Annotated in this window: 20 protein-coding genes; 12 read left to right on the top strand and 8 right to left on the bottom strand. The window is 68.3% G+C overall.

Annotated features, from left to right (window positions below; genetic code table 11):
• Window positions 1-50 precede the first annotated feature (50 nt).
• Both TA3x_RS05155 and TA3x_RS05150 read left to right on the top strand, forming a co-directional pair.
• Window positions 51-662: a hypothetical protein gene (locus TA3x_RS05155; RefSeq protein WP_435019037.1), complete on the top strand. Its 612-nt coding sequence runs from the start codon at window positions 51-53 to the stop codon at window positions 660-662.
• A 10-nt stretch (window positions 663-672) separates the two neighbouring features.
• The gene (locus TA3x_RS05150) at window positions 673-1,788 is read left to right on the top strand and encodes an AAA family ATPase (RefSeq protein WP_435019036.1); all 1,116 of its coding nucleotides are present in this window, start codon (window positions 673-675) and stop codon (window positions 1,786-1,788) included.
• A gap of 17 nt (window positions 1,789-1,805) precedes the next feature.
• On the opposite strand, the gene aroC is transcribed toward TA3x_RS05150, so the two are convergent.
• Window positions 1,806-2,975, bottom strand: coding sequence for a chorismate synthase (gene aroC / locus TA3x_RS05145; protein ID WP_435019035.1), 1,170 nt, complete (start codon window positions 2,973-2,975; stop codon window positions 1,806-1,808).
• Window positions 2,976-2,980: 5 nt separating this feature from the next.
• Window positions 2,981-3,868, bottom strand: coding sequence for a phosphoribosylaminoimidazolesuccinocarboxamide synthase (locus TA3x_RS05140; RefSeq protein ID WP_435019034.1), 888 nt, complete (start codon window positions 3,866-3,868; stop codon window positions 2,981-2,983).
• Between the two features lie 216 nt (window positions 3,869-4,084).
• Between TA3x_RS05140 and TA3x_RS05135 the strand changes: the two genes are divergently transcribed.
• From TA3x_RS05135 to TA3x_RS05120, 4 genes are all read left to right on the top strand, one after another.
• Window positions 4,085-4,288 (top strand): small basic protein, encoded by a 204-nt coding sequence (locus TA3x_RS05135; RefSeq protein WP_435019033.1) that lies wholly within the window; start codon window positions 4,085-4,087, stop codon window positions 4,286-4,288.
• A 188-nt stretch (window positions 4,289-4,476) separates the two neighbouring features.
• The gene (locus TA3x_RS05130; RefSeq protein WP_435019032.1) at window positions 4,477-5,340 is read left to right on the top strand and encodes a ZIP family metal transporter; all 864 of its coding nucleotides are present in this window, start codon (window positions 4,477-4,479) and stop codon (window positions 5,338-5,340) included.
• A 163-nt stretch (window positions 5,341-5,503) separates the two neighbouring features.
• Window positions 5,504-7,291, top strand: a complete 1,788-nt coding sequence (locus TA3x_RS05125; RefSeq protein ID WP_435019031.1) for an OprO/OprP family phosphate-selective porin — start codon at window positions 5,504-5,506, stop codon at window positions 7,289-7,291.
• A 90-nt stretch (window positions 7,292-7,381) separates the two neighbouring features.
• Window positions 7,382-9,343: a redoxin family protein gene (locus TA3x_RS05120; RefSeq protein ID WP_435019030.1), complete on the top strand. Its 1,962-nt coding sequence runs from the start codon at window positions 7,382-7,384 to the stop codon at window positions 9,341-9,343.
• 326 nt (window positions 9,344-9,669) lie between these two features.
• Here the strand turns inward: TA3x_RS05120 and TA3x_RS05115 are convergent, their stop codons facing one another.
• Window positions 9,670-10,518, bottom strand: a complete 849-nt coding sequence (locus TA3x_RS05115; protein ID WP_435022289.1) for an IS5 family transposase — start codon at window positions 10,516-10,518, stop codon at window positions 9,670-9,672.
• Between the two features lie 166 nt (window positions 10,519-10,684).
• Here TA3x_RS05115 and TA3x_RS05110 point away from each other — a divergent pair, with 166 nt between their 5' ends.
• A complete protein-coding gene (locus TA3x_RS05110; RefSeq protein WP_435019029.1) occupies window positions 10,685-11,392 on the top strand; it encodes a hypothetical protein in 708 nt (235 codons plus the stop codon).
• A gap of 735 nt (window positions 11,393-12,127) precedes the next feature.
• Here TA3x_RS05110 and TA3x_RS05105 read toward each other — a convergent pair.
• Window positions 12,128-13,078 carry a 6-phosphogluconolactonase gene (locus TA3x_RS05105; RefSeq protein ID WP_435019028.1) on the bottom strand — a complete coding sequence of 317 codons (951 nt, stop codon included), beginning with the start codon at window positions 13,076-13,078 and terminating at the stop codon, window positions 12,128-12,130.
• Window positions 13,079-13,227: 149 nt separating this feature from the next.
• Here TA3x_RS05105 and TA3x_RS05100 point away from each other — a divergent pair, with 149 nt between their 5' ends.
• A complete protein-coding gene (locus tag TA3x_RS05100; protein ID WP_435019027.1) occupies window positions 13,228-13,839 on the top strand; it encodes a hypothetical protein in 612 nt (203 codons plus the stop codon).
• 15 nt (window positions 13,840-13,854) lie between these two features.
• Here TA3x_RS05100 and TA3x_RS05095 read toward each other — a convergent pair whose 3' ends face one another.
• The 3 genes from TA3x_RS05095 to TA3x_RS05085 are packed head-to-tail and all read right to left on the bottom strand — an operon-like array spanning window position 13,855 to window position 17,069.
• Complete coding sequence (locus TA3x_RS05095) at window positions 13,855-14,850, bottom strand: NADPH:quinone reductase (protein WP_435019026.1); 996 nt, start codon at window positions 14,848-14,850, stop codon at window positions 13,855-13,857.
• 41 nt (window positions 14,851-14,891) lie between these two features.
• Window positions 14,892-15,215, bottom strand: a complete 324-nt coding sequence (locus tag TA3x_RS05090) for a Rieske (2Fe-2S) protein (protein WP_435019025.1) — start codon at window positions 15,213-15,215, stop codon at window positions 14,892-14,894.
• A 54-nt stretch (window positions 15,216-15,269) separates the two neighbouring features.
• Window positions 15,270-17,069, bottom strand: a complete 1,800-nt coding sequence (locus tag TA3x_RS05085; protein WP_435019024.1) for an ATP-binding cassette domain-containing protein — start codon at window positions 17,067-17,069, stop codon at window positions 15,270-15,272.
• Between the two features lie 280 nt (window positions 17,070-17,349).
• On the opposite strand from TA3x_RS05085, the gene TA3x_RS05080 reads away from it, so the two are divergent.
• The 3 genes from TA3x_RS05080 to TA3x_RS05070 all read left to right on the top strand — a co-directional run bounded on the left by TA3x_RS05080 (window position 17,350) and on the right by TA3x_RS05070 (window position 20,444).
• Window positions 17,350-18,387, top strand: a complete 1,038-nt coding sequence (locus TA3x_RS05080; RefSeq protein ID WP_435019023.1) for an SMP-30/gluconolactonase/LRE family protein — start codon at window positions 17,350-17,352, stop codon at window positions 18,385-18,387.
• A gap of 109 nt (window positions 18,388-18,496) precedes the next feature.
• Window positions 18,497-19,027: a thiol peroxidase gene (gene tpx, locus TA3x_RS05075; RefSeq protein ID WP_435019022.1), complete on the top strand. Its 531-nt coding sequence runs from the start codon at window positions 18,497-18,499 to the stop codon at window positions 19,025-19,027.
• 214 nt (window positions 19,028-19,241) lie between these two features.
• The gene (locus TA3x_RS05070) at window positions 19,242-20,444 is read left to right on the top strand and encodes an alpha/beta hydrolase (protein WP_435019021.1); all 1,203 of its coding nucleotides are present in this window, start codon (window positions 19,242-19,244) and stop codon (window positions 20,442-20,444) included.
• On the opposite strand, the gene TA3x_RS05065 is transcribed toward TA3x_RS05070, so the two are convergent.
• Complete coding sequence (locus TA3x_RS05065) at window positions 20,390-21,421, bottom strand: radical SAM protein (RefSeq protein WP_435019020.1); 1,032 nt, start codon at window positions 21,419-21,421, stop codon at window positions 20,390-20,392. The genes TA3x_RS05070 and TA3x_RS05065 overlap by 55 nt on opposite strands.
• 257 nt (window positions 21,422-21,678) lie before the next feature.
• Here TA3x_RS05065 and TA3x_RS05060 point away from each other — a divergent pair, with 257 nt between their 5' ends.
• On the top strand, window positions 21,679-23,250 hold the full coding sequence (locus TA3x_RS05060) for a trypsin-like peptidase domain-containing protein (protein ID WP_435019019.1): 1,572 nt from the start codon (window positions 21,679-21,681) through the stop codon (window positions 23,248-23,250).
• Window positions 23,251-23,421 lie beyond the last annotated feature (171 nt).

The raw sequence follows: 23,421 nt of genomic DNA, 5'->3' as shown, positions 1-23,421 counted from the left end.
ATTTCTCCCTCTGTTGACGGGCGGCGGCGGTTTTTCTTGGGTTGGCCCTGATGGGATCTCTGGACGACTTCCTCCGGGGCCTCCTCGACGACGGTCGGGCGGTCCTCCGCGAACCGCCCGGGACGGACGCCGAGGATCTCGCGCGGGCCTCGGATCGCCTGGTCGGGGCATTCGCGATCCATGCGCTCGACGTGGCCGGTCCTCCGATCCCCTTCGAGCCGGGGACGGCGGTCGCGATCGCCGCCTGGTTCCATCGCGCCTGCTGGTTCCTGGCCGATCGGTCGGCGCCGGCCGAGGACATGGAGCGGGCCCTGGCCCTGGGCCTGGCCCCGAGGACGGCCGGCGACCACCTGTCGGCCGACGTGGTCCTCCGGCTCGCGCCACCGTTGCTCCGCCGGGCCCTGGCCCGGGACCCCGGAGACCGGCTCGCCGCCGTCCTGATGCGGACGCTGATCCGATGGCCCCTGTCGGGCGTGCTGGCGGGCCTGGATGACGGGCCTGGCGACCCGGGCGACCTGGGCGGGCATCCCGGCCTCGGGCTGCTCTATGCCGAGCGGTTCGCCCTGCGGCCTCGGGAGGCCTGGCTCCCCCCATCCGGGCCGATCCGGGAGCGGGTCGAGTGGTTGAAGACACTCCAGGAACTGGGGGTGCCCGGTGGATGATGGCGGGATCGTGGCGAGGCTGAGGGGCGAGGTCGTCGAGCCGATGAAGCGGCGATTCGTCGGCCGCGACGAGGTCGTGGACCTGATCGCGCTGGCGACGGTGGCCGGCGAGCACCTCTTCCTGCTCGGGCCGCCCGGGACCGCCAAGTCGGCGCTGATCCGGGGGTTCGCCTCGGCCGTGAAGGGCCGCTATTTCGAATATCTGCTCACCCGCTTCTCCGAGCCCAACGAGATCTTCGGCCCCGTCGACCTGGCCAAACTCCGCAAGGGGACCGTGGCCACCGTGACGACCGGGATGCTGCCCGAGGCGGAATTCGCCTTCCTGGACGAGCTGTTCAATGCCAACAGCGCGATCCTTAACCAACTCCTCACGGTGCTCAACGAGCGGGTCTATCGCCGGGGGGCGGAGAAGATCCGGCTGCCCCTCCTGAGCCTGTTCTCGGCGTCCAACCAGCTGGCCGAGGACGAGGCGCTGGGGGCATTGTTCGACCGGTTCCTGATCCGCTGCCACGTCGGCCAGCTCCGCCGCGACGCCATGCCCCGGCTCCTGGAAGCGGGCTGGGCCCTTGAGCGGTCGGAAGAGGTCGGCTCGTCGGTGACTGCCGACGACCTCCGGGATCTGTCGCGCCGGGTCCACGACGTCGACCTGTCGGGCGTGATGGAACGCTATGCCGAGGTCGTATTCCGGATCCGCGACCTGGGCGTGGCGATCTCCGACCGCCGGTCGATCAAGATGCTCAAGCTGGTGGCGGCCTCGGCACTCCTGAGCGGGCGGGATCGGGCGGTGCCCACGGACCTCTGGGTTCTGCGGTACGTCTGGGACCGGGTCGAGCAGATCGACCCGCTCACGGCCTTCATCGACGGCGTGCTGGCCCCGCATCGCGACGAGGCGGAGGCCCATCCCCTGGCGCACGTCGCCGAGCGGGTCGATGCCGAGGACCTGGCCCGCCAGATCGACGAGGTCGAGAAGAGCCTGGGCACCGGGCTCCCCTCGCTGGCCTCGATCGCCCGGGCCCGCGACCGGCTGGCCACGATCTCCGATCGCGCCGCCTGGGTCTCCGACGATGCCGCCCGCCGACACCTCCAGGGGCGGGTCGCCCGCCTGCTCAGCAACGTCGAGATCTGAACGGCCCGGCGGGCGGATCAGCGGGCCGGGGGCGTCCAGTTCTCGGCGAGGTGGCGGCGGCCGAGTTCGTGCATGGCGGCCAGCGAGGACCGGATGGCGGCGAGGCTGGTGCCGACGTGGCGTTCCAGGAGCGCCGAGGCGACCTCGATGGCGACCACGTTCTCGACGATCACGCTGGCCGCGGGCACGGCGCAGACGTCGGAGCGTTCGTAGGCGGCCGGCCGCGCGGCCTTGGTCGCCATGTCGATCGACGGGCCGCGGGCGGCCAGGGTGCTGATCGGCTTCTTGAAGGCGCGGACGACGATCGGCTCGCCGTTGCTGGTGCCCCCTTCGAGCCCGCCGGCGTTGTTGGACGGGCGGCGGAAGCCGAACCGGCGATCGGCCGGGTCGTGGTCGGCCTGGTAGTCGATCGAGTCCATGACCCGCGAGCCGGGGCGGCGGGCGGCCTCGCCGCCGAGTCCGATCTCGACCCCCTTGATCGCCTGGATACTCATGACCGCCATCGCCAGCCGGGCGTCGAGCTTGCGGTCCCACTGGACGTGGCTGCCCAGGCCGATCGGGCAGCCGGTGACCACGGCCTCGACCACCCCGCCCAGGGTATCCCCGGCGGCCTTGGCGGCGTCGATCGCCGCGATGATCGCCGCATCGGCGTCGGGCGCCAGGGTGTAGACCGGGCTCGCGTCCCGGACCGCCTGATCGAACGGGGCATCGGGCCAGTTCGGGGCGACCACCCCGCCCAACTCGCGGACGTAGCCGAAGACCTCGATCCCCACCTCGCGGAGCAGGTTCTTGGCCAGGGCGCCCACGGCCACCCGGATCGCCGTCTCGCGGGCGCTGGCGCGTTCGAGGACCTGGCGGATGCCGGTGTGGTAGTTGATCGACCCGGCCAGGTCGACGTGCCCGCCGCGCGGGGCGGCCGGCTCCTGGAGCCGTTCGAGCTTGGCGTCCTTGTTCACCAGGCGGAGCGTGATCGGGTCGCCGATCGTGACGCCCTGGTAGGTGCCCGAGTCGATGAAGACCCGGTCGGTCTCCAGCGTCTGGCGCTTGCCGCGGCCGTAGCCGCCCTGGCGACGCTTCAATTCCTCGTTGATCCATTCGACGTCGAGCTTCACGCCCGAGGGGAAGCCGTCGACGATCGCGGTGAGGGCAGGGCCGTGCGATTCCCCGGCGGTCAGGTAGCGGAGCATGGAGGTCACACCCAGGGGAACGTTCGCCCGGTCAGGATTTCGTAGGCTTGGATGTACTTGCCGCGGGTGGCCCGGACGACATCCGGGGGCAGGGCCGGGGGCGGGCTCGATCGGTCCCAACCCGAGGCGTCGAGCCAGTCCCGGACATACTGCTTGTCGAACGATGGCTGCGAGCCGCCCAGCCGATAGCCGTCTCGCGGCCAGTAGCGGGAGCTGTCGGGCGTCAGCACCTCGTCGATCAAAAGCAGTTCGCCCGTCTTCAGTTCGTGGCCGAACTCGAACTTGGTGTCGGCCAGGATCAGCCCGCAAGCCTTGGCATGATCGGCCGCGGACTCATAGATGCGGATGCTGAGGTCGCGGAGCGTCGCGGCCTCCCGCTCGCCGATCGCGCCGGCCATCACGGCGAAGCTCACGTTCTCGTCGTGGCCCGCCTCGGCCTTGGTGGCCGGGGTGAAGATCGGGTCGATCTGCGCCCCTTCCCGGAGGCCGGGGGGCAGGGGGATGCCGCACACGGTCCGGCTTTCCCGGTACTCGCGCCAGCCGCTGCCGACCAGATACCCCCGGACCACGCACTCGAACGGCACGACCTGGCACTTGCGGACGACCATCGACCGGCCTTCGAGTTCCGCCCGGAGGTCGGCGGGCAGGTCCAGCCCGGCGGCGTCGACCGAGGCGGAGATCCGGTGGTCGGGGACGCCCAGGTGGTCGAACCAGAAGTCGCTCAGACCGGTGAGGACCCGGCCCTTGTCCGGGATCGGCGTGGGCAGGACCCAGTCGTAGGCGCTGATCCGATCGCTGGCGACCAGCAGGAGCCGGTCCCCCAGATCATACACATCGCGGACCTTGCCGCGCCGCACGGGGAGGTCCCCCAGGGCTGTCTTCTGCTCTGCCACGCCCCGGCCCCTTTCCGCCCGCGCCTTCGTGCCTTCGACCGAAATCCGACTGTATCTCGAATCGCCCCTTCGAGCAAGGTCGATCGGCCTTGCATCGGGGCGGGGATGCGGCTAGAGTCGTTGGTCATCGGATGGGAGCGGGTGCCGTGTTGGAACCCGGCCGACCCGTCGCAAGGATGCCGGCCCGGCCGCGGCCGCATCGTGGGGAGCTGGTAGATGTCGATCGACAAGAGCCTGAAGACCGCCGGCGGGATGGCCCGCTCGCGCAACGTCCTGACGCGGCCCGAGCGGATGGCCCTGCTCCAGGAAGACGAGAAGTGGACCCCGGAGAAGGGCGTCTACAACCTCCCCAAGACCAAGTATCGCCGCCTCGCCCCCGGCCAGTCGGGCCCGAAGCGGGCGGACGGCTCCCAGGGCTGAGACTCGCCCGGGCCGATCTCGATCAGTCCCATGAGGGTCGGCGTGACGCCGGCCCTCGTCGTTTTGGCCGTCCCGGATGGTCGTCGCCCACAACGGGTGCCGTTCGTTTCGGCCCGCGGGGCGGACGCGACCGCGTCGCCGATCCGCCCGTCCTCCATCCCGCGTGATCGCGCGTCGAGGCATTGTCGATGTTGCTCGCCGGCCTCTGCGCGGCCATCGTGCTGGTGAGTCTGCTGGGCGGACTGCTGCCGTTATCCACGGTCCTGACCCACACCCGGCTCCAGCTCTACCTCAGCTTCGCCGCCGGAGCCATGCTCGGCGCGACGTTCTTCCACATGATGCCCGAGGCGGTGGAACTCGGCTCGGCCGAGACGCTCCGGTGGTCGGCGGCGGGCCTCCTGTCGCTGTTCTTCCTGGAGCGGTTCTTCGCCTTCCACCACCACGAGGCGCCGGCCGACCCCCACGAGCCCTGCCCGACGCACCCCCACGAGCATCGGGGCGGCCACGGCCAGGGGCACTCGGCGGGGCTGGTCGTCCCGGACGCGCCCGGCATGCCGGGCGCCGCGACCAAGGGGACATCGCTGCACTGGGGGGTCGCCGCGTTCGGCCTGGCCCTGCACACCCTGACCGGCGGCGTGGCGCTGGCCAGCGCCGTGGCCGTCGGGGCCAAATCCCCGTCGGGGATCACGGCCGGGGTGGTCGGCGTGTTCATCTCCACCCTGGTCCACAAGCCGGCCGACGCCCTGACGATCGTCAGCCTGATGCTCCGGGCGGGCGTCCCACGGTTCCGGGTCCACCTGGTCAACTTCGGCTTCGCGATGATGATCCCCCTCGGGGCACTGGTGTTCACCTGGGGCCTGGGCTGGCTCGACGCGGCGGCGTCGCAGCAGGTGACGGCGGACACCCTGGCGTTCTCGGCGGGGACCTTCCTCTGCATCGCCCTGAGCGACCTGCTCCCCGAACTCCAGTTCCACGCCCATGATCGGTGGAAGCTCTCGGCCGCCCTCCTGTTCGGGGTCGTCCTGATGGCGGCCGCCGGCGGGTTCGAATGACTCCCCTTCGCCAATCGTCATGCCCGTCAAACTCGGCCCAATCGGGCGATTGATTGGGATGCTCCCCTCCTCCGAGCCGATATAACGCCTAACTCAGTCGTGAGGGGCGGGCTCGACCGGCCGGACCCACCAAGGTGCGGTCGACCCTGGGAGAGGATGCGCGATGGCTCGCCGAATCATGAGGACGGGATGCCGGCCGATGGGGGTCGTGATCCTGTCCGGCCTGCTCTGGGCGGGGGTCGCACGGACGCAGGCCCAGATCCCGCCGATCCCCGATCCGGGGCCTCCCCCGGCGGTGACCCCGATCGAGCCCGGCGTTGCCCCCCCGACCACTCGCGAGCTGGCCCTCGAAGCGCGAATCCTCCAGCTGGAGCAGATGGTCCAGCAACTCTCCATCCAGATGAGCCAGTCCCCGCCGGGCGGAGCGACCGTCTCGGGCGTGCCGGGTGCGGCAGGCGGGGGGATGGCCTCGGGCGGGGGCGATGGGCGGCCGGCCGCGGGACAGCCCGGGGGGCCGGCCTCAGGCAACAACGACGGGTCCGCGGCGGAAGACAACACCCCGGGCGGGACGAACACCGTCCCGGTGGGGTCGGGGCCGCGGGGCGAAGAACCCAACGCCGCGCCGTCGCAGTCGGGGGGCGTCCTGGCGCCCGGCCAGTCATCCCCCCCCAACCCTCCCCCGTCGCCCCGGTTCCGGATGCCCGCGACCACGATCAGCTCGCCGTTGAACGGCAAGTTCGGACCGGGCTTTGAGGTCAAGACCGAGGACGACGAGTTCGTCCTCCAGTTCCACAACCTGACCCAGTTCGACGGCCGATTCTACGAGCAGAACACCGGGACGGGGCGCGATGCCCTCGACACGCCCAAGGACACCTTCGCCTTCCCCCGCCAGTGGTGGATGTTCAGCGGCCGGATCGGCAAGCCCTACGAGTATTTCCTCTCGTTCCAGAACGGCTTCGACACCTTCAGCATCCTCGACGTCTTCCTGAACTTCCACTACGACGACCGGATCCAGTTCAAGGTCGGACGCTTCAAGACGCCATTCACGTATGAGTTCTATACCGAGCCGATCCAGGGCCTGATCAGCCCGGAACGGTCCCTGTTCTTCAATAACTTCGCCCTGAACCGGTCGCTCGGGCTTCAGCTCTGGGGGCGGTTGTTCAACAAGACGGCCCCGCTCGACTATGCCGTGGGCCTGTTCAACAACTCGCGCAACTCGTTCCTCGACGTCAACAGCGATCAGAAGAACGTCCTCGCCTACCTGAACTGGCGGCCGTTCGCCCAGCTCGAAGATTCGCCCCTGGAAAACTTCGTCTTCGGCGGCTCGGTGATGGCCGGCTCGCAGTCGAATCCCCCACTGCCGAGCGTCCTGAGGACGATCGTCCCGACGACCGGCAACGCCTCGATCGGCGTCCCGTTCCTCGGCTACAACGCCACCGCCCGCGAGTCCGGCCCTCGGGTTTTCTGGGACCTCCACGCCGCCTGGTACTACAAGCACACCTCGCTCATCGCCGAGTGGCAGAGCGGATACCAGAGCTATGCGCCCGCCGCGGACCTGTTCGACCGGACCCGGGTGGGGGTGCAGAGCTTCTACGTGCAGGCCGGCCACTTCATCACCGGCGAGACGGTCAGCGGCCGGAACGTGGTCAAGCCGCTCAAGGATTTCGACATCCGCAAGGGCAAGTTCGGCCTCGGGGCGATCGAACTGTCCGGCCGGTTCAATGCCCTGGACATCGACCGGAGCATCTTCTCCGGCGGGTTCGCCGACCCGAACCGCTGGACCCGCGACCTCTACACCACGGACGTCGGGGTGAACTGGTATCTGAACCAGTACCTCAAGTTCACGTTCGACTGGAATCACGCCGTCTTCGGCACCCCGGTCCAGTACAGCGCCCGGGGGTTGCAGAAGACTTCGGACCTGTTCCTGATGCGGTTCCAACTCTACTTCTGATCCGCGACCCGGGGGATTCGCCGTGAGGGGCCTGGCCAAACCGTTATAATCGGGGAAACTCCACCTGGCCGACCCCGAGGGATCGTCTCGATGATAGCGACGTCAGAGCGAAGTCGGATCTGGACCCTGGCGCTGGGCCTGACCCTCCTGGGCCTCGCGGGAACCATGATAGCCGCCCGCGCCGAGGAGACGGGGCGGGCCTTGCCCCGCGAGGTGAAGGGGATCGACGGCCGCGCCATCCCGCTCATCGCCGAGCCGGGCGGGGCCACCGCCGTGATCTTCTACTCGACCGAGTGCCCGATCTCGAATGCCTACAGCGTGACCTTCAACGCCGTGGCCGACCGGTTCGCCGGCCGGCCGATCCGGATGGTCGGCGTCTGCGTCGACCCGGACCTGAAGGCCGACGAGGTCGCGACCCACGCCCGGGAATATGGCCTGAAATTCCCGGTCGCCCAGGATCGCGACGGGTCGATCACCCGGGCACTCGGCGCGAAGGTCACGCCCGAGGCGGCCCTGATCGACGCCGAGGGGGCGATCCGCTACCAGGGGCGGGTCGACGACCAGTTCGCCGCCCGCGGCAAGCGGAACGCGACCCCGGCGACCCACGAACTCGAAGACGCCTGCCTCGCCGTGCTGGAGAACCGCGAAGTCGCCCGGCCCCGGGTCGAAGCCGTGGGCTGCCCGGTGCCGATCCCGCCCAGGGCCGAGGGCGTGGCCAAGCCGACCTTCACCCGCGACGTCGCCGGCATCCTCCAGCGGAACTGCCAGCAGTGCCACCGGCCCGGCCAGGTCGGCCCGTTCCCGCTGGTCACCTACGAGCACGCCCGCAAGCGGGCCGACGACATCGTCCGCGTGACCTCCGACCGCCTGATGCCGCCGTGGAAGCCGGCGCCCGGGGTGGGCCCCGCCTTCAAGCACTCCAAGGCCCTGCCCGAATCCGACATCGCAATCCTGGCCGCCTGGGCCGAGTCCGGCGCCCCCGAGGGCAACTCGGCCGACATGCCGACCCCCCCGGCCTATCCCGAGGACTGGGCCCTGGGCACGCCCGATCTGGTCCTGGAACTCCCCGTCGATTTCGAGATCCCGGCCACCGGCGACGACATCTACCGCTGCTTCGTGATGCCGACCAACCTCCCCGCCGACACGTTCATCTCGGGCATCGAGTACCGGCCGGGCAACCCCAAGGTGGTCCACCACATCCTCAGCTATGTGGACGTCTCGGGCATGGCACGCAAGAAGGACGCGGCCGACGAAGGGCCCGGATACTCCTGCTTCTCCGGGCCGGGCGTGGAGACCCACGGCGACCTCGGCGGTTGGGCCCCCGGCAACGAGCCGGCCATCCTGCCCGCCGGGATCGGCCGCAGCCTCCCCCGGGGGGCCGACGTGGTGACCCAGATCCACTACCACCCCAGCGGCAAGCCGGAAACCGACCGCACGCGGATCGGCCTCTACTTCTCCAAGGTGCCGGTCAAGCAGGTGCTCCATTGGAATGCCGCCCTCAACGCGAGGATGCGCGTCCCCGCCGGGGCCAAGAACCACGAGGTCGACGCCGGCTGGACGGTCCCCCAGATGGGCTGGGAGATGCCCGTCGACGTCACGGCGCTGGCCGTCACGCCCCACATGCACATGCTCGGGCGCGACATGACCATGACGGTCACCTACCCCGACGGCCGCAACGAAGACCTGATCCAGATCCCGGACTGGGACTTCAACTGGCAGAACACCTACTACTTCGAGAAGCCGCTCGACCTGCCCAAGGGGACGGTCCTCAAGATCCGCGCCCACTACGACAACTCGGCGGACGCCCCCGCCAACAAGAACCGGCCGCTCAAGGACGTGCGCTGGGGCGAGGCCACCACCGACGAGATGTGCATCGGCTTCCTGGGCGTGGTCAAGAAGGGCCAGGACCTCACCCGCCCCGGCGAGGCCGACGACCTTGGCCAGATCTTCCGCCAGCAGGAAAACGACCGCAGGCGGGCCGGCGAGGAAGCCATGAAGAAGGCCGCCGCTGCAAGGAAGAAGGCGGAGGCCGAGAAGGCCGCACGGCCCTGACCCGCGTCAAAGTCTCATGGAGTCACGATGAGGGCCGCTCCGGTCGGCGCGGCCCCCGTCATTTATCCGTCGGTAGGCATAGAACTGACGCCGCTTTTTCCCTAGGTATCCACCCGTTTTGAAATTTTAAAATTCTCAATTGACATCGCCAGGCATTAGGATTATGTTGCCGAATCGACACATTCCTCCAGTTTCACATCTAGTTCCACAACTGAGGCACTTCATGCAACTTCCCCTGAAGATTTGCGCGTCGATTTGCGTGGTTTTGTTGGCCTCATCCTCTTCCTCGCTAGCGCAAGGGATCATAGTGTCGCCGACCCAAAATACTAGGGCGTGTCTGGCAATAGTGCCTTCAGCAACCGTTCAAGCATCGCCAGCTTGACCATCGCCTCGAAGTTCTCCGCCAGCTTCTCGAACCGCGTCGCAACCCGCCGCCGATCCTTCAGCCACCCGATGCAACGCTCCACCACGTTGCGACGGCGATACGACGCCTTGTCGAACCCCCGGACCCGCCTCTCATTGGACTTGGTCGGGATCACCGAGGCGATCCCCCGGCGACGGTTGGATCGGCGGATCTTCCGCGAGCTATAGCCCTTGTCGCCGGCCAACTTCCTGGGCCGGCTCCGGGGTCGGCCCCTCCGGCCGGGCACGCGTACCCGGCCCATTACCGCCTCGAACTGGGTCGCCTCGTGCCGCTGGCCGGCGGTCACCGTCACCGCCATCGGGAGGCCCTTGCCGTCGCAGATCAGGTGGATCTTCGAACCGAAGCCGCCGCGAGAGCGGCCCAACGCGTGGTCGGCCGGCTCGGCGGCCGTCCCGTGGGTCGGCGAGGCACCGGCGGCGTCGCGGCTCGCCCGGATCGAGGAGCCGTCGATGCAGAACAGGTCCCAGTCGATCTTGCCGGCGGCGTCGAGCCGCACATGCAGGGCCTCGAGCAGCCGGGCCCAGGTCCCGTCCTTGGCCCAGCGGTTGAACCGCTCGTAGACGGTCTGCCATGGGCCGTAGGTTGGCCTGGGCAGGTCACGCCAGGGGGAGCCGGTGTGGAGGATCCAGAGGATGCCGTCGATCACCCGGCGGTGCCCCTTCCAGGGGTGGCCGGGCCGGGCGTTGGTGGGCAGGAGCGGCTCGATGGCGGCGTAATGCTCGTCGGAGAGGGCGTGTCGGAGTTGAGCCAAGGTCGTGAGGGTGCTGGTGGGGTGATCCGTCCACTCCAATCGTATGGGCCGAGGCTATTGCCAGACACGCCCTAATCCAGCCTGGATCGAACAACTCGGCCAATTCACATACTATGAAGCAACGCCATCAACCACATCGGCGCCCGTGCAAAATGTCGATTGGTCGATGCGTCAGACGGATTGCACCCCACCTTCATCATGGCAAGTTCTGTTCGGTCCGGGAACGGCAGTATTCACAACACCGGGAACATTTGAAATTCGAGCGGTATTTACGTTTCAAGCGATCAGTGACCCTAATCTCAATCCAAATCCACCCGCTCCGGAGCCGAAGACCAAAACAGTCACTATCGCCCCCCCCGAAATTGATCATGTCGAGGGGACGGGAGTTTTGGCGAATATGGCGACACAGGTTCCTGGGCCCACAGCAGGCAACCCGACCTCAACAAGCAATGGTGGGGAGCCTGGGTATTGGATAAATTTCATCCTGAAATCTAACAATAAGACGATTGGTCCATACTTCAATGGGACTGTGCAGGAGAGGATCACAAATGCCCGCAACGCTACATTCACGCTGGTGACGGAGGATAGCGGTTGGATACCTGCTAACGGAAACCATACAAGTTTTTTTCTGGGAATGCCGGTCTTGACAAATAACTATGGACCGCCCTATTCCAACACTTATGACTTGGCAATTTGTGATTTCAAATGTGCTGTTCAGCAACCCGGTAACCCGGTTGGTAGGTTTGGGTCTTACACGCAGAAGAACCGGATAACCTGGGCCGATGCCAATGGCAACCCGGTGTCTAAAGAATTGAACCCATCTTACGACTTTGTCATTACCTCCACAGGGACGCAAACGTCTATTGCTTTTTAAGTCTCTAAGTACTAGGTTGGTCGCGTCCATCACAAGGGAGAATTTATGCAAAGTCTCAAAGCTTGCTTGGCCTTCCTCGGGGCGACATTACTCATGGGGCTCGTTAGCGAGGCCCGGGGGCAACACGCGCTCCCCCCGCTTCCAGACAAAAGCGTCCGCGTCTACCCACCTAGCCCAAAGGCCGACCTCGCCTTGGTCGTCGCCTACGACCACGAGATGACCCCACTCCAACTTCAGCCCTTATTTCAACAAGCTCAAGACCGGCTCAATAACGCGCGGCTAGCCGCCCCGCCTGCCCGTTTGAACTATTTCAGAACTGTCATCTCTCCTACCTCGATTGTTGTCTCGGGCTGGCGAGGCATCATCGACTCGATTGTCCCAACAGAAATGGGAACAATCGTCACAATCAGGGTGCATGCATATCAAGCCGGGATGTCCGATTCCGTGCATCTTCTGGAGCGATATAATATCACAAAGCAAAAAGTGACATTCCTCGAGGCAGAAGTTCCGCCCGCTCAGCCCAGAACTCAGATTGGCTTCTGAAGCCACAAATTCACCCGGGCCGCATTAGAGCGTGTTACGAGCTTTAGGTTTTGATAGTACTTAGTTTAGTGGGGGCAAGTCGGTGTCAGTTCTTGTTTTTAGACTACCTTAGATAATCTGAGGGTTAGCGTTCGTGGAATAGAACGGGGAGCCTTCTGCTCCCCATCCTCTTTCACTCTCGATCCCATCCGCTCAATTCATATCCGGTTCGAGGGGGCCGGCCAGGGCGTCGAGGTAGAACAGGCGGCCGGGCAGGGTGGGCATGAACGAGCTGGGGACCCAGGGGTTGGGGCCGTAGCGGAGGGTCATCCAGAGGCTCATCCCCTGCCACTGCATCCCCCGGCCGAGGATGCCGTCGGCCCCGCCGATGATCCGGTCGGCCTGGAGGAACAGGCCCGGGCCGATCGTGTTGGCGAAGGCGGGGACCAGGGTGGTCCGGCTCCGGAAGCTGGTCAGGGCGTTCTGCTCAATAGTGAGCGGGTGGAGCCGGGCTCCGAGCCGGTGGGTCTGTTTTTTCCATTCCTCGGCGGAGGCGTATTCGGACGCGAAGTGGGGCTCCCAGAAGGCGATGTGGCAGACCCGGCCGATGCCGAAGATCACGGTCAGCTCGGCCCCGCCCGCCTTCAACGCGCCGATCTCCTCGCCGAAGTGGGGCAGGCGGTCGGGCGTGGCGAACCGTCGCTGGGACTCGGGCACGGTGAGCTTGCCGAGCGGGCCGTAGAACGCCCCCTCCATCGCGTTGCGGAACGAGCCGGGGTGGTCGCCCGGCAGGGTGTTGCCGTCGCGGTCGCTCCACTCGTCCATGTTGAAGCCGTGGACGTGGTCGCAGGGCACCCCCCACTCGGTGAGGAAGTAGACCGCCCAGCGATACATCCCCATCGGGCCGACGGGGAGGATCAGCGCCGCCTTCACCCCTCGGTCGCGGGCCCCCTTGATCGCCATCGCGATCTCGTGGCCGAGCTTCACGTCGAAATCCTCGACCGTGGCGCAGGGCTTGACGTCGAACTGGGGATGCCACCACGGCTGACGGTCGGCGATCGCCCCGGGCGGGTGGCTGCAACAGGCGTCGATCTTCGCGAGGTCCCATCCCCGGGGGAAGAAGCCATCCATCATCGAGCCATCGATGGTCGAGATCAGGTCCATGCGCAGGCGAGCCCCGGCAATCGTCGAGTGGGATCGTGGCCGCGGCCCCTTGACGGTCGGGGGCCGGATCGGGTCCGATCGATCGGACGATGATAGCGGAGCGGCGGCGGCGACGCACGCCCTGGCCGCCGAACTTGCCGGAGCCCTCGATGAACCGACCGCCCGCGTTCAACCCTTATGCGGCCCCCGCGTCGCCCGGCCGGCCCCCGACCCCGCACAACCTGGGACTTCTGGGCCTGGCAGGGCTGGCCACGTGCGGGTTCTTCGCCTCCGTCGTCGCGGGCGCGGCGACCAATGCGATCAACGTCCGGGTGAGCCCGCAGTATTTCGCGGCCATCATGGGCTGGCGGGGCGTGGCCGACATCGCCTCGGCCGGGATCGTCCAGGGGATTTTCGAGGGGATGGTGATCGGGGCGGGACTCTCCCCGATGTTCGTCGGAGGCGTGGCCTGGATCACGCGGGCGGGATGTTCGTTCGGCTTCGCCCTCGCCCACCTCCTGGGGATCCTGGCCGGGGCGTTGCTGGCCTGGGCGATCGGCGGTGCCGCGGCGGTCGGCCTGGCGAGCCTGAGCCCCGAATGGTTCCGGATGAATATCCGGGGCGTCCCGCCGGGCGAGGCGGAACTGCTCCGCTTCGCCTGGGTCGGCGGGTCGATCCTCGGCATCGAGGTCGGGGGGCTCCTCAGCGTGGTCGCCGGCCTGGCCGCGCTCCGGGAGAACTGGCGTCGCAGGCTCTCCCGGGAGATCCGCTTCCTGGGCTGAATCGCCCGCGTCGGATCAATCGATCTGGATCAGCACCTTGCCGGAGAGCGTCCCGGCGCCGCTGGCGGTGTTCTCTTCCAGGAACAGTTCGGCCTGGGCGGCGTCGGTCAGGGTGAAGGTCTGGCCGATCAGGGGCTTCAGCTTCCCGGCCTCGACCCAGCGGCGCATCTCCTTGGCGGCCTGGGCCTGCTCGTCGGCCAGGGCGTTGAACATGGCGAAGCCGAGCAGGGAGCAATCGCGCGGGTAGAACGATCCCAGCGGGAGGATCGGCTTGGCGGTCCGGCCGGCGATCAGGAGCATCCGGCCCCGGCGGCGGAGCAGGGGGATGTTGATCTCCAGGTGGGGCTCGCGCTGGGTCTCGAACCAGACGTCGATCCCCTCCGGGGCGAACTCGCGGAGCCGCGCGGGGATGTCGTCGGCCTTGTAGTTGAGGGCCAGGTCGGCGCCGAGCTTGCGGCACAATTCGGCCCGTTCCGGGCTGCCGGCCGAGGTCGCGACCCGCGCCCCGGCCGCCTTGGCCATCTGGATCACGCAGGAGCCGACCCCCCCCGAGCCGCCCGGGACGTAGACCGTCTCCCCGGCCGTGAGGCGGGCCGAGCGGAACAGCCCCAGGTGGGCGGTGATCCCGACCAGGGCCAGAGCGGCGGCCTCGGCGTCGGTCTGCCCGTCCGGGGTCGGATAGGCGAACTCCTCGTCCACGGCGGCATACTCGGCGGCGACGCCGGGCCGGCCGAGGAGGCCCTGGTTCGAGCCCCAGACGCGGTCGCCGACCTTGAACCGCTTCACCCCGGCCCCCACGGCCTCGACCTTCCCGGCGAAGTCGCTGCCGATCACGTAGGGGAAGGTCATGGGCATGGTGACCAGGCCCGACCGGATGTAGGTGTTGATCGGATTCAGGGCGACCACGCGCACGCGGACCAGCACCTGGCCGGGGCCCGCCTCCGGGCGGGGCAGGTCGCCGACCTGGATCACGTCGGCCGGGCCGGTGTGCTCGATGAACGCGGCTCGCATGTTGGCTCGATCCTGGGAGGGTCTGGGTGGTGGTGGGGCGTTCAGGCTTCGGGGGGGACGAGGACCTGGATCTCGCCGTCGACGACCCGGACCGGATAGGTGCCGATCTTGATCCGGGGGCTGTCGAGCCAGCGGCCATCCTCCAGGCTGAATCGCCATCCGTGCCAGGAGCAGGTGATCGTCTTGTCCGCGACCATGCCGTCGCACAGCGGGGCGCCCTGGTGCGGGCAGGTGTCATCGACCGCGTAATACGTCCCCGCGTCGAGGGCCACGGCGATCGGCCGACCCTCGACCTCGACGGGGATCGCGCCCCCGTCGGGGATCTCGCCGACCTTGGCGACCGTCTGATACGTGCCTTCCGCCACCTCGAACCCTCCACCGGATGCCACCCGAATCGTCCACCCCATCATACACGACGATCAGCCTTCGAGCCCCTCCAACGCCTCCCACCGTTCGAAGGCCGCGGCCAGTTCCCCGGCGATCGCCTCCAGGCGGGCGTTGACCTTGCTGATCTCGGCGAACTCCTTCTGATAGAACTCGGGCTGGCCCATTGCGTCGTGGATCTGGGCCTGCTCCCGTTCCAGGGCGTCGATCCTGGCCGGCAGTTCTTCCAGCTCCTTCCTTTCCTTGTAGCTCGCCTTGCGGGCTTTGGCCGGGGCCGAAGCCGGAGCGGCGGCGGAGGCCGAGGCCGCCTTCGCGGCGGACGCGGCGGCGGAGGCCTCCGCCTCGGTGCGGCGGAGCCAGTCGTCGTAGCCGCCCGGGGACTCGCGGACCCGCCCGGCGTCGTCGATCGACAGGACGCTGGTGGCCACGTTGTTCAGGAACGTCCGGTCGTGGCTGACCAGCAGGATCGTCCCCTGGTAGTCGACCAGGAGGTTTTCCAGGAGTTCGAGCGTCTCGACGTCGAGGTCGTTGGTCGGCTCGTCGAGGACCAGGACGTTGGACGGCTTGGTGAACAGCTTCGCCAGCAGGAGCCGGTTCCGCTCCCCGCCCGACAGGACCCGCACCAGGGTCCGGGCCCGTTCCGGGGCGAACAGGAAGTCCTGGAGATAGCCGAGGACGTGCCGGGGCTGGCCGTTGATGACCACGTTCTCGTAGCCTTCCCCGACGTTGTCCTGGACGGTCCGCTCCTCGTCGAGCGCGGCGCGGAGCTGGTCGAAATAGGCGATCTCCAGGTTGGTCCCCTGGCGGACCGTGCCCGACGTGGCGGGCAGTTGGCCGAGCAGCAGCCGGATCAGGGTCGTCTTGCCCGACCCGTTCGGGCCGATGATGCCGATCTTGTCGCCGCGCATCACGGTCGTGGTGGCGTCGGCGATGACGGTGCGTTCGCCATAGCGGAGCGACGCCCCCTTGGCCTCCAGGACCAGGGCGCCCGAGCGGTCGGCCTCCTGCACCTGGACCTTGGCCGATCCGACCCGGTCCCGGCGCTCGCGGCGGGCCTCGCGCATCGCCTTGAGGGCCCGGACACGCCCCTCGTTGCGGGTGCGTCGGGCCTCGACCCCCTTGCGGATCCAGACCTCTTCATGGGCCAGCCTCTTGTCGAACAGGGCGTTCTGCCGCTCCTCGGCGGCCAGCGCCGCCTCCTTGCGCTCCAGGAAGGTCGGGTAGTCGCACGACCAGTCGAACAGGCGGCCGCGGTCGACCTCCACGATCCGGGTGGCCAGGCGCGACAGGAAGGTCCGGTCGTGGGTGACGAAGACCAGCGTCCCGCCATACCGCATCAGGTAGTCTTCGAGCCAGCGGATCGACTCGATGTCCAGGTGGTTGGTCGGCTCGTCGAGCAGTAGGACGTCGGGCTCGGAGGCGAGCGCCCGGGCCAGCAGGACCCGCCGCTTCATCCCCGAGGAAAGCGAGGCGAACGCGGCGTCGGGATCGAGCCCCATCCGGGACAGGATCTTCTCGATGACGTGGGCCTCGGGCGGGTGCGCCGCCCGGTCGCCGTCGTCGGGGGGCGCGGCCACCTCGTCGTACACCGACCCGCCCCGGCCCGCGGGGACGTCCTGGGGCAGGCGGGCGATCCGGGCACCCTGGGACCGGACGATCTCCCCCTCGTCGGGCGAGACGTCGCCGTGGAGGAGCCGCATCAAGGTCGTCTTGCCCGCCCCGTTACGCCCGACCAGCCCGACCCTCTGGCCGTGCTCCAGTTGCCAGTCGACCCCGTCGAGGAGTTTCGGCCCGCCGAAAGCGATCCCCACCCCCCGCATGCTGACCAGCGCCATCGCAGACCCCCTCGACCACCGCCCCTCTGCCAGATCGACCGCCCCCCCAGTGTAACCTCCCGCCCCGGAACCGACCATCGCCGCAAGAAACCGGACCCGCCTCCGGCGCAACCCGGTCCCCCGGGCCCTCGGCCCACGATCGGCGGATCGCGGGTGCGTCGTCCGGATTCAGGAAACTCGACGCGTGGTCCGGCATCTGAGACTATTGCGGATCTGAAACGAGGCGCCGTCGCGTCGATCGGCCCTCCTACACTCACCCGAGTTCACGAGATCGACCGCCATGTATCGAACGATCACCGGGGCCCACGCGGCCGGAATCGCGGCCTGCCTCTGGTTAGCCCCTCTGGTCTCGGCCCAGGAGGCCGCCCCCGTCGCCGCCAAGTCACTGGGCGGGATCGAGCGCAACGACCCCCGGTTCGACAAGTTGATCCCCGCCGGGGCGAAGATCGAGATTCTGGCCGAGGGCTTCGACTGGTCGGAAGGGACCGCCTGGGATCGCAAGGGCGGGTCGGTCGTCTTCTCCGATGTGCCCCGCAACGTCGTCCACCGATGGAAGTCCGGGGATCGGGAGGCCTCGGTCTTCCTCAAGCCCAGCGGGTACACCGGCAAGGAGCCCCGCGGCGGCGAGCCGGGGTCCAACGGGCTCCTGTTCGACAAAGACGGGAAGCTGATCCTCTGCCAGCACGGCGACCGCCGGATCGCCCGCCTGGAGGCCGACGGGTCGTTCACCACGCTGGCCGACCGCTTCGAGGGGAAGCGATTCAACAGCCCGAATGATGCCGTGCTCCACTCCGACGGCTCGATCTACTTCACGGACCCGTCGTACGGCCTGGAGGGGGGAGAGAAGTCCCCGCTCAAGGAGATCCCGTTCAACGGGGTCTACCGCCTGGCGAAGGATGGGAAGGTGACGCTGATCACCAAGGAGATGTCCCACCCCAACGGCATCGGGCTCTCCCCCGACGAGAAGACGCTGTATGTCGCCAACTCCGACTCGGAGCGGGCGATCTGGATGGCCTTCGACCTCAAGGACGACGGGACCGTCGCCAACGGGCGGGTCTTCTTCGACGCCACGCGCGGGACCAAGACGCTCAAGGGGCTGCCCGACGGGCTGAAGGTGGACAAGGCGGGCAACGTCTTCGCGACCGGGCCGGGGGGCGTCCTGGTGTTCGACCCCGACGGCACCCACCTGGGGACCCTGGTCACGGGCGTCCCCAACGGCAACGTCGCGTTCGGCGGCGAGGACGGATCGACCCTGTTCATCGCGGCCGACATGTACCTGGCGCGGGTCAAGACGACGACCAAGGGCCAGGGCTTCTGACGGACTCTCCGCTTGCGGGGCGGGTCGGCCGGCGGCTACCCTGTCGGTGTCGGGTCCCGACACCGGGCCCCCCCGCGACCGACCCAAATCCCGCCGAGGACCGTGACCGATGGCCGACGTACGCAAGGGCGAAGTGACGATGAAGGGCAACCCGATCGACCTGGTCGGGCCCAAGCTCAAGCCGGGCGACCCCGCCCCCGATTTCGCCTGCGTCAACGGCGACCTGGGGGCCGTCACGCTGAAGGACAGCGCGGGCAAGGTCCGCCTGTTCAGCGTCGTCCCGTCGCTGGACACCCCGGTCTGCTCGATCCAGACCAAGCGGTTCGCCACCGAGCTGAATGCCCTGGGCGACAAGGTCCAGGCCTTCACGATCAGCCTCGACCTCCCCTTCGCCATGAAGCGGTTCTGCGCCGACAACCAGATCGCCAACATCGCCAACCTGTCGGACGCCCACGACCACAGCTTCGGCGAGCACTACGGGGTGCTGATCCAGGGACTGCCGATCCCGCTGCTGGCCCGCGCCATCTTCGTGGTCGACCCCAAGGACACGATCACCCACGTCGAGATCGTCCCCGAGATCGCCACCGAGCCCAACTACGAGACGGCCATCGCCGCCATCAAGTCGGCCGCCGGCGCTTGACCGATCGGGGTCGGCGTCCCCGACCGATCCGAAGCCATCGAGGAACCGCCCCGCGCCCCGGCCGGGTGCGGTTCTTTTCCGTTTCGAAGGGCCGATCATTCGGATCCGTCCGATGGGATCGATTGGAGTTCCTGGTCCGGTTCGGCCGAAGACGATGAGGAGGATGATCGTCCCCAGGGAAGGGGGCGATCCGGCGGGATCGGATCCACCCCCCATGTCACGCAGTGAACCGACTCGACCGCGGGCGCGGCCCGGCTTCTGGGCCTTCTTCGCCCTCGTGGCCATGCTCTGCGGGCCCGGATGCCTGACGCCCTACCTGGCGCGGGCCCCCCAGGCCAAGCCGCAGCCCAAGCCGTGGGGGAAGGGCCCGGATCTGTCGGGGAGGCTCATCGTCGACTCGCCGCGCAACGACACCGACCCGGACCTCCAGTCGCCGGGGACGTCGATCGAGACCTGGGTCGTCCACACGCGGGCGTGCGAGCAGATCCTCGGCACCAACCCCTGGACCGGCCTGACCGTCGCCCGGCTCGACGAGCACGGCGGGCCCCTGCACGGGGCCGAGCCCGAGGAGTTGCTCCAGCAGATGGCGGGTCGGCCCGTCGTCATCCTGATCCACGGCAACGGCTACGGCTATCGCGACGCCATCAAGGAAGGGATCGAGGTCCGCGCCAAGCTCGAAGCCAAGGGCGGATTCGCCCCGGACTCCCTGTTCGTGATCTTCGACTGGCCCAGCGAGCGGTCGCTGAAGGACATCATCGTCGACCTCAACGAGAAGGCCCGGCGATCTCGGGTGGCCGGCTATCACCTGGCGCGGATCCTCCAGGCGAGCCCTCCCGAGTCGCGGATCTGCCTGATGGGCCAGAGCGACGGCGGGCGGATCGTCCTAACGACCACCCATCTCCTGTCCGGCGCCGAATTGCCCCGGTTCCTCCGCGAGCCGTCGTGCCAGCTCTCCTCGGGTCGGCGCGACCTCCGGATCCGCTGCATCGCCCTGGACGCAGCCGCGGCCCACGACTGGCTCGACCCCGGCCACCGTCTCCAGCAGACGCTGCCGACCTGCGAGGCCCTTCTCAACCTGCCCAACCGCCGCGACTACGCGCTGGCCGTCTACACCTTCGGGCGTTACACCGGCAACGGCGGCGCGATCGGCCGGGTGGGCCTGACCTGGCTCGACCGCCACCGCCTCGGCCCGCTCGCGGACAAGGTCGAGGAGATCGACCACTTCAAGCTGAGCGGGATGGCCCACACCCTGTTCACCCAGGCCCTGGATTTCCCGGTGGTCTCGGATCGGATCGCGGCCTATACGTCGTGGGGCGACATCGAGGCGGGTCGGCTGGGCGAAGGCCGTCTCCGGAAGGTCCGTCAGGCCCCGGCCAACGTCCCGCAAGCCGCCGCGATGTCCTTGCCCCCCGAATAGCGCCGCACGACCGGCTGGCCGACGTGGCGGGTGAGGGCGTCGCGGAAGTCGCCCATCTCCTCGGGCGTGGGCGGCCGGAACCGCCCGGTCGCATCGGTGACGTCGATCAGGTCGAGCCGGACCGGGGTATCGCCGATCAACTCGCCGAGGGCGCGGGCGTCGTCCTCGGACGTGTTCTCCCCGCCGATGCAGACATAGGCCAGGGTGATCCGATCCCGGCGGGCGAGCGCGTGGCGGCGGGCGGCGGCGATCACCTCGGCCACCGGCCAGCGGGCCGCCACCGGGACCAGCCTCGCCCGCTTCTCATCGGTGGCGGCGCCCAGGCTGATGGCCAGGCGGAACTTGTGCCCCTCATCGGTGAACCGGAGGATCTCCGGGACGATGCCCACCGTGCTGATCGTGATCGCCTTGGCCGCGATCGCCGCCCCGAACGAGCAGCGGAGCAGTTCCGCGGCGGCCAGGACCCGGGGCGTGTTCAGGAACGGCTCGCCCATCCCCATGAAGACCACCCCGGTCACGCGACGACCCTGGGATCGGGCCAGGTCCCGGGCCTGGACCCACTGGTCCACGATCTCCCAGGTCGCCAGGTTGCGGCGATCGGCCATCCTCGCCGTGGCGCAGAAGGCGCATCCCATCGCGCAGCCCACCTGCGAGGACAGGCACAGGCTGACCGCGCCAGGCTTCTCCAGCGGGATCAAAACCGTCTCGATCGCCAGCCCGTCGCCGGTGCGGAACCGGAGCTTCTGGAAGCCGTCCACGGGGGAGGTCACCGACGCATCCATGCTCAGCCGGGGCAGGGGGCCGACGCGATCGCCCAGGAGTTTGGGCACCTGGAACGCTCGCCCCCACGTCGCGACCTCGTGGACGCCGTGGCCCATAACGGCCGAGATCAACCGCCGGGCCGCGCCGTCGGGCACCCCGACCTCGCGGGCCTTCCGGAGGAAGTCGTCGGGCGTCTGGTCGCGTGGGTCCCACATGGATGCCGCCGGCCCGTTCGGAAGGAAAAAATGTTCTCGAAGTTTCCGCGAAGAACCTTAAAGTACGCGAAATCCGCCCCCGTCGCCTACACTGACCCTGGCGGATCCGATCCGAAAAAAAGTCGGGACGGGTCAAACCTTCGTCGCGGCCGGATCGTAAAACTGGGGTTGGTCGAGTCGCCGAGGGCTCGACCCGGACGTCGAGTTCGAGAGCGTCCCCGCAGACGCCCCTTCATTTTCCAGGAGAGCCTTTCGATATGAAACGGAATGCCTTGGCATGGGCGGCCATCGTCCTCTCCACCGCCGCCCTCGTCAGCTCGCGGGGCGTGACCCGCGCCGTGCCCGCCGCCCCGCAGATCTCCCCCGAGGGGCAGCAGCAGGCCCGGGCCCTGAGTGATGCGTTTAACGCCGTCGCCGAGTTCGTCAAGCCGTCGGTGGTCCAGATCAGCGTCGTGCACGGCAACCGTTCGGCCCGGCTCCCGAATGGCCGCGGCCCGGTCGACCCGCACGGCAACATGAACCCGAACATGGGCCCCAAGGAATTGGAGGACATGCTCCGCCAGTTCTTCGGCCCCGAAGGCCGGCTGGAGAAGCAGCAGTTCGGCGGCGGAGGCCGCTCCAACGGCACCGGCTCCGGATTCGTCTACGACGACAAGGGCCATATCGTCACCAATAACCACGTCGTCGAAGGGGCGGAGAAGATCACCGTCACCTTCTCCGACGGCGAAGAATATTCGGCCAAGGTCGTGGGGACGGACCCCAAGTCCGACGTCGCGGTCATCAAGGTGGAAGCGACCGACTATCGCCCGCTGCCCCGGGGCAAGAGCTCCAAGGTCCGCGTCGGCGACTGGGTCCTGGCGGTAGGCTCGCCATTCGGCTTCGACCAGTCGGTGACCTCCGGCATCATCTCGGCGATCGGCCGCGGCGACTCGCACATGCTGGGCGATGACGCCTACGAGGATTTCCTCCAGACCGACGCGGCGATCAACCCCGGCAACTCGGGCGGCCCGCTGGTCGACCTCGAAGGCCGCGTGATCGGGATCAACTCGGTCATCGCCACCTCGACCCGCTCCAGCGCCGGCGTGGGCTTCGCCATCCCCATCGACATGGCCGCTAACCTGGCCGAACGCCTGATCAAGGACGGCAAGGTCAACCGCGTGCTGCTGGGCATCGGCCTCGGTCAGCTGACCCCGGCGTTGGCCAAGCAGTTCGGCTACGACTCCAAGCTCAAGGGCGTCCTGGTCGCCTCGGTCCTGCCCGATAGCCCCGCCGCCAAGGCCGGACTGAAGGTGGGCGACGTGATCACCGGCTTCGATGGCACCCCCGCCGTGGCCGTCCCCTCGTTCCGCAACCTGGTCTCCACCAGCGAGCCGAACAAGGAGTTCACCCTGACCTATCTCCGCGAAGGTAAGGAGATGACCGCCAAGGTCACCCTGGCCCCCGCCGAGACCCTGCTGTCCGCCCGTGCCGAGCGTGCCGGCCGCGGCAACCGTCCGGAAGCCCGCAAGCCCGAGCCCGCCAAGGCCGCCGTCGACGGCTTCGGCCTGACCGTCCAGGAGCTGACCGCCGACCTGTCCAAGCAGTTCGGCTACCCCGAGGGGGCCAAGGGCGTCGTCATCAGCGACGTCAAGGAAGACAGCCCGGCCGACTCGAACGGCCTGAAGGCCGGCCTGCTGATCACCAGCGTCCTCAAGGACAAGAAGCTCACCCCGATCGAATCGCCCAAGCAGTTCGAGGAGATCGCGGCCAACGCCAACGAGCTGACCGTCCACGTCCAGACGCCGGACGGGGCCGCCACCTTCATCCCGCTGGCCAAGCCCAGCAAATAAGCCTTCGATCGGACCGGCAGGTCCTCTCCCCCCGCCGGCCTCCGACGATCGCCCCGGCCCGATGGCCCCGCGCCATCGGGCCTTTTTTCGTTGGCGGGCCGGCCCCGGATCGGGATTCGGTGCGCCCCGACCTCAGTCGGCCCGGGAATCGCGTAGACTGCTTCCGGGCCC

The organism is Tundrisphaera macrotermitis, from assembly GCF_051175315.1.
Lineage (GTDB): Bacteria > Planctomycetota > Planctomycetia > Isosphaerales > Isosphaeraceae > Tundrisphaera.
The sequence above is the reverse complement of the archived record's forward strand: the minus strand, read 5'-3'. Positions and strand labels throughout refer to the sequence as shown.